The 6428-nt window shown below is 64.2% G+C and carries 5 protein-coding genes; 1 reads left to right on the forward strand and 4 read right to left on the reverse strand.

The annotated features are described in order from the left end of the window. Positions 1-6: 6 nt before the first annotated feature. Complete coding sequence (gene trpS, locus AC07X6_RS27670) at positions 7-1092, reverse strand: tryptophan--tRNA ligase (RefSeq protein ID WP_494793090.1); 1086 nt, start codon at positions 1090-1092, stop codon at positions 7-9. A 317-nt stretch (positions 1093-1409) separates the two neighbouring features. Here trpS and AC07X6_RS27675 point away from each other — a divergent pair, with 317 nt between their 5' ends. Then, a complete protein-coding gene (locus AC07X6_RS27675) occupies positions 1410-3371 on the forward strand; it encodes a CocE/NonD family hydrolase (RefSeq protein ID WP_494793091.1) in 1962 nt (653 codons plus the stop codon). Here AC07X6_RS27675 and AC07X6_RS27680 read toward each other — a convergent pair. The 3 genes from AC07X6_RS27680 to AC07X6_RS27690 form a co-directional block, all read right to left on the reverse strand. Then, entirely contained in the window at positions 3368-4225 is an 858-nt protein-coding gene (locus AC07X6_RS27680; RefSeq protein ID WP_494793092.1) for an EamA family transporter, read from the reverse strand. The genes AC07X6_RS27675 and AC07X6_RS27680 overlap by 4 nt on opposite strands. Before the next feature lie 7 nt (positions 4226-4232). Continuing rightward, on the reverse strand, positions 4233-5066 hold the full coding sequence (locus AC07X6_RS27685) for a substrate-binding periplasmic protein (RefSeq protein WP_494793093.1): 834 nt from the start codon (positions 5064-5066) through the stop codon (positions 4233-4235). Between the two features lie 100 nt (positions 5067-5166). Then, the coding region (locus AC07X6_RS27690; RefSeq protein WP_494793094.1) for a TCR/Tet family MFS transporter at positions 5167-6428 on the reverse strand (1262 nt) is incomplete at its 5' end.

A 6428-nucleotide genomic window follows, 5' to 3' on the forward strand; every position in this document is an offset into this window, starting at 1 on the left:
TGATAATCAGAAGTAATTCAGGCCCAGCGCCGACTTGACTTCATCGGCCGTGCGGGCCGCCACTTCGCGTGCCTTGAAGGTGCCTTCCTTGAGCATCTGGATGACTTGCCCCTTGTCCTTGGCGAACTCTTCGCGGCGGGCGCGGATCGGCGCCAGCAATTCCTGCAAGACCACATCCAGGCGCTTCTTGACGATGCTGTCGCCCAGGCCGCCGCGCACGTAATGGGCCTTCATTTCGGCCAGCGCCGCTTTTTCCGGATCGAAGGCGTCCAGGTAAGTAAACGCGATGTTGCCTTCCAGGTGGCCCGGGTCTTCCACGCGCAGGTGCAACGGGTCCGTGTAGACTTTTTTCACGGCGGCCGTGATTTCAGCCGGGGTCGCGCCCAGGTTGATGGTGTTGCCCAGCGACTTGCTCATCTTCGCCTTGCCGTCGATGCCGGGCAGGCGGCCGATGTCGGGCACCAGCGCCTTGCATTCCATCAATACTTCGCGGTTGTACATGCGGTTGAAGCGGCGCACGATTTCATTCGTTTGCTCGATCATCGGGATCTGGTCTTCGCCCACGGGCACCACGCCCGCCTTGAAGGCCGTGATGTCGGCCGCCTGGCTGGCCGGGTAGGTCAGGAAGCCGGCCGGAATGTCGCGCTCGAAGCCGCGCAGGCGGATTTCTTCCTTGACGGTGGGGTTGCGCTCGAGGCGCGCCACGGTGACGATGTTCAGGTAGTAAAAGGTCAGCTCGGCCAGTTCCGGGATCTGCGACTGGATGAAGACCGTGGTCTTGGCCGGGTCGATGCCGACGGCCAGGTAATCGAGCGCCACTTCGACGACGTTGCGGTGCACCTTGTCGATGTCATCCATATTGTCCGTCAGCGCCTGCGCATCGGCCAGCATGATGAATTGCTTGTAATTGTTCTGATAGGAAACGCGGTCGCGCAGGCTGCCGACAAAGTGGCCCAGGTGCAAGGGGCCGGTGGGGCGGTCGCCCGTCAGGATCACGGATTGCGAAGCGATGGCGGCGGCGGACAGCGGTGCTGCCGGGGTGTTGTCGGTGTCGGGAGAGTTTTGGGTATCGGGGGTGTTAGGCAAGCTCATCAAGTTTCCTTTTGAGCCGCCTGCATCGGGGATGATCCAGGCTGAGCCTGTTACGCCACCGATCGAGGCGGCGTGGATCAAATTCACATCACTATAGAGTGGCCGCGCGAAAGTGAGCGGGACCACCAATTCAAGCAAGCGCGTTGTGACGGGATAAATTTCATGGCGTTATGGTTGCAGTTCGTGCGCGTTCTGTCAAGTTGCGGCCCCGATTTATCTGCTGCGCCGCGTCAGAGGCTTGCCTTATGCAAAACTTGCTTTCCGAGTACTATTGCCGTTCGGCCACTTTTGCGTGGCATGAATCATTGGAGAACAGTATGCGCGTGTCGTCCCCCGTCCGGCTCATCGGCCTGGCCCTGCTTGTCAGTACCTTGTTCAGCGCTCCCTTGCTGGCGCAAACCCGGCAAACCCCGCAAACGCCGCCGATGACGCCCGATATCGGCGCCAAACTGGTGGTGCCCGATATGAATGATTACGTCAAGCGCGTGGTGATGATCCCCATGCGCGATGGCGTCAAGCTGTACACGGTGATCGTCGTGCCGAAGGGCGCCAGCCGCGCGCCGATCATGCTCACGCGCACGCCCTATAACGCTGCCCGCCGCGCCCAGCGCGCGGCCAGCCCCAGCATGCTGGCCACCTTGCCGCAGGGCGACGATACCCTGGTGGAAAACGGCTACATCCGCGTGTTCCAGGACGTGCGCGGCAAGCATGGCTCGGAAGGCGATTACGTGATGACGCGCCCCGTGCGCGGTCCGCTGAACCATACCAAGGTCGATAATGTCACCGATGCGTGGGACACCATCGACTGGCTGTCGAAGAATATTCCGGAAAGCAATGGCAAGGTGGGCATGCTGGGTTCCTCGTACGAGGGCCATACGGTGCTGATGGCGCTGGTCGACCCGCATCCGGCGCTGAAGGTGGCCATCCCCATGAGCGCCATGGTCGACGGCTGGCGCGGCGACGACTGGTTCCACAACGGCGCCTTCCGCATGCCCAGCTTGTCCTACCTGGCGTGGCAGACGAGCGCGCGCGGCAGTGGCGAGGCGCCCGTGCTGGGCGTCTACGACGATTACGACGCGTATCTGCGCATCGGCTCGGCCGGTGATTTCGCGAAAAAATTCGGCATCGACAAGCTGACGTACACGAAAAAGCTGTTCGAGCATCCGGCCTACGACAGTTACTGGCAGGAACAGGCGCTCGATAGAATCCTGGCGAAGCGTCCGCTGATCGTGCCCACCATGCACGTGGTGGGGCAGTGGGACCAGGAAGACATCTATGGTCCCTACGCCAGCTATACGGCGATGGAAGGGCGCGACAAGCGCAACAACCTCAATTACCTGGCCATCGGCCCGTGGCGTCATAGCGGCGTCAACTATGACGGTTCCAGCCTTGGCGCACTGAAGTTTGACGGCGATACGGCGCGCCAGTTCCGCGAAAAAGTCATGCAGCCATTCCTGAACCAGTACCTGAAGGATGGCGCGCCGGAGGCGAACACGGCGCCCGTCGTGTCCTACCAGAGCGGCACGAACCAGTGGCAGCGCCTGCAACAGTGGCCGCTGGCTTGCGAGACCTGCGACACCAAGCTGACGCCGATCTACCTGCAGGATGGTTCCAGGCTGGGCTTTGCGGCGCCAGCGGGCGCTGCGGATGCGGCGGAAGGCGCTTTCGACGAATACGTGGCCGATCCCGCCAAGCCCGTGCCTTTCGTGCCCCGTCCCGTGCGCCTCAATGACGCCGACGTGTGGAAGCCATGGCTGGTCAGCGACCAGCGCGGCTATGCGGACCGCACGGACGTGCTCAGCTATGTTTCGGAACCGTTGAAAACGGCCGTGCGCATCGCCGGCGCGCCGATGGTCAACCTGTTCGCCTCCACCAGCGGCACGGATGCGGACTGGGTGGTGAAACTGATCGACGTGTATCCGGACGAAGTGCCGTCGCAGCCGGCCATGGGCGGCTATCAGCTGGGCGTGGCGATGGATATCTTCCGCGGGCGCTACCGCGACAGCTTCGAGCACCCGACGCCGATTCCGGCGGGCAAAGTGGAGCGTTACCGCTTCGCCTTGCCGAATGCGAATCACGTCTTCCTGCCCGGTCACCGCATCGCCGTGCAAGTACAGTCGAGCTGGTTCCCCCTGTACGACCGCAACCCGCAAAACTACGTGCCGAACATCTTCCTGGCCGACCCGGGCCATTATAGAAAGGCCACGCAGCGCGTGTACCACGCGGCAGGGGCGGCCAGCGCCATCGAATTGCCGATCGCGCCGCTGGACGCCCGCTAGGCGATTCGCATCAAGACCGCTCCCGCCGCGATCAGGCCGATGGCCACACAGCGGCGGGGGCTGATTTTTTCGCGCAGGAACAGGGCCGCAATGGCGATGGCGAACAGAATCGACGTCTCGCGCAGGGCCGCGATGGCGGCCACGGGCGCCTGCGTCATGGCCCACAGGGCCAGGCCATATGACGCCAGGGTGCCGAAACCGCCCAGGGCGGCCAGGTGCCATTGCGTTTGCGCATACGCAAACAAATCGGCCGGACGGCGCAAGGCCGTCCACAGCAGCAGTCCGGCGCCGTTCAGCACAAAAATCCACATCGTGTAGGCGGCCGGCGCGCCGGACAGGCGCACGCCGATGCCGTCGATCAGGGTATAGCTGGCGATGACGCAGGCGTTGCCTAGCGCAAAGGCCGTGGCGCGCCCCGTGTTTGTCGCGGCGCCGGCCGCGGCGGGCAGGCGCGCGGCGAAATACAGGCCGAAGATGCCCGCGCTGATGCAGGCGACGGCGCCCATCTGCATGGACGACAGGCGCTCGCCGATCAGCGGCCAGCTGGCCAGCGCCACGAGCAATGGCGCGCTGCCGCGCATCAATGGATAGGCATGGCTCATGTCACCCGCCTTGTAGGCGGCCGCCAGCAGCGAATAATAGGCGAGCTGGGCCACGGCCGAGGCGGCCAGGTAAGGCCAGCTGGCGGGGGCGGGAGCATTGACGAACGGCAATGCGAGGAGGGAAATCAGCGCCGCGCCCACGGAGACGAGCACGGTCGTGAGAAAGGTATCCTTGCCCGACTTGACGATGGCGTTCCAGCTGGCGTGCAGCAGGGCGGCAAACAGGACGACGGCGACGACGGGGCCGGACATGCAGGCCTTAGCGCGGGCGTATGCTCAGCGACAACAGTTCCTGGCGGTGATGGCGCTGGAAGCCGTCCATCAGGGAGCCCGAGCGGCCCGCCTTGTCCAGCAGTTCGCGCAGGGTCGCCTGGTCTTCCGCCGTCAGCGACTTGCGCGACAGGTAGACGCCGCTCATGCCCCAAGGCAATTCCGGCAAGGCTTCCAGGCGCAAACGGTCGGCCAGGCCGTACACGCGCGCATCGTTCTGCGCCACGCCGGCGAGGATGGTGGGGGCCATGATGGTGGCGTCGATGAAGCCGCTTTGCATCAAACGCGCCACGGACAGCGCGTCGACTTCGTAGAACAGGCGGCCCTGGCTGCTCAGCTCCTTTGCCAGCGCCTGGTACGGCGCGCCATAGTCGTAGCCGCGCACGAGCGCCACGCGCAATTCGCGCCGCTCGATCAGTTCCTGCATGGTGTTGATGGGCGTGCGCGCGCCCTGTAGCGAGATCAGCAGGGGGCGGCTGCCCAGCATGGGGATGAACAAGCCATGCTGGTCGCGCCGCGGCGTGCTGCTGGCGGGGATCAGCAGGTCGGCCTTGCCCGTCTCGAACATCGCTTCCAGGCGCGCGCGGGGCACGGCAGTAAAGATGAAATTGCAGCCGAGCTTGGCGCCCATGCTGCGCAGCAAGTCGGGATAGATGCCGCCGATGGTGGCGCCATTGACCACCACGCTGGCGCCGATGGCCGAGACGGGCACCTGGATGTCGCGCGAGCACTGCGCACCCGCCAGCGACGGCAGCGCCAGCGCCAGCGCCAGCGCCAGCATGGCCACGGTCCGGCGCCAGGCGCTGGAATAAAAGTCAGTCATACCCATCCTTGCTCACCATCGTAGCGCGGGCGTCGGCAACGTCCGCTTGATTATCCCATTCTCGCCTATTTATTTCTCAAATGCAATATTATCCCGCCGACTACTTTGTGGTGGAAACCGCAAGTCTTGCCTGGCGCTGTGCCTGGAAGTAGCGCCAGGCCACCACGATGCCCAGGGTTTGCATGATGGCGCACAGGTAGAAGGTGCTGCCGATGCGCCAGTCTTGCGGCGGCAAGTGGCTTACTTCGCCAAGGATCATGCTGCCGAGCAAAGGCATGATGATGATGCCCAGGCTGCTGATCGATTGCAGGGAGCCCATCAGTTCGCCCTGTTCGCCGGCGTTCGATGATTTCGAGATGATGCCTTGCAGTGCGGGCCCGGCGGCGAAGGCCAGCAGGTTGCACAAAATCAAGGCGTACATCATCCAGCCCTGCGTGGCCAGGCCGTACAGCAGGTAGGTGAGGGCGCCCGAAGCCATGCCCAGCAGGGACAGGCGCACTTCGCCAAAGCGCTTGATGAGGATGCCCAGCAAGCCCGCCTGCACGACGGCCGCGCACAGGCCCACGCAGAACAGGGCGATGCCGTTCTGGCGCGGCGTCCAGTCGAAGCGGAAGTGCGTGTACAGCACCCAGGTGGTGTTGAGCATCATTTGCGCAAAGGTCATCAGGCCGAAGGCCAGCACCAGGCCGCGGATTTCCACGCGGCGCACCAGTTTCATCAGGGCGGCGAACGGATTGATGCGCGCCCAGGTAAATGGCGCGCGGGGACCGGGCCGCAGCGATTCGGGCACGCAGAAATAGCCGTAGATGAAATTGGCCGCCGACAGGCCCGCCGCCACGTAGAACGGCAGGTGCAGGTTGATCTCGCCCAGCAGGCCGCCCAGCATGGGGCCGCAGATGAAGCCCAGGCCAAAGGCGGCGCCGATCTTGCCGAAGCTCTTGGCGCGGTTGTCCGGCGTCGACACGTCGGACGCATAGGCGGACGCGACCGACATGCTGGCCGACGAGACGCCGCCGATGATGCGGCCGATGAACAGGCAAGCCAGGTTCGGCGCCCAGCCCGTGGCCAGGAAATTGATGCCCATGCCGGCCATCGAGTACAGGAGCACGGGACGGCGGCCCACGCGGTCGCTGATGGCGCCCAGCATGGGCATGAAGATGAACTGCAGCAAGCCGAAGACGGCCGCCATGATGCCGTACCAGAATGCCTGCGCATCCTTGCCGTCGACAAAATCGCCGATCAGGATGGGCAGCACGGGCACTACCAGGCCGATGCCCAGCATGTCGATGAAGACGCAGACGAGGATGAAATTGAGGTTGCCGGCGCTCTTTGGGGCGGGGGATGACGGGGAATGGCTATCGG

It is taken from the genome of Janthinobacterium sp. GW460-12-1-14-LB5 (assembly GCF_059423585.1).

Coding starts and splice junctions, on each gene's coding strand:
- trpS (WP_494793090.1), bottom strand. CDS start 1,092: ATGAGCTTGCCTAACACCCCCGATACCCAAAACTCTCCCGACACCGAC.
- AC07X6_RS27675 (WP_494793091.1), top strand. CDS start 1,410: ATGCGCGTGTCGTCCCCCGTCCGGCTCATCGGCCTGGCCCTGCTTGTC.
- AC07X6_RS27680 (WP_494793092.1), bottom strand. CDS start 4,225: ATGTCCGGCCCCGTCGTCGCCGTCGTCCTGTTTGCCGCCCTGCTGCAC.
- AC07X6_RS27685 (WP_494793093.1), bottom strand. CDS start 5,066: ATGACTGACTTTTATTCCAGCGCCTGGCGCCGGACCGTGGCCATGCTG.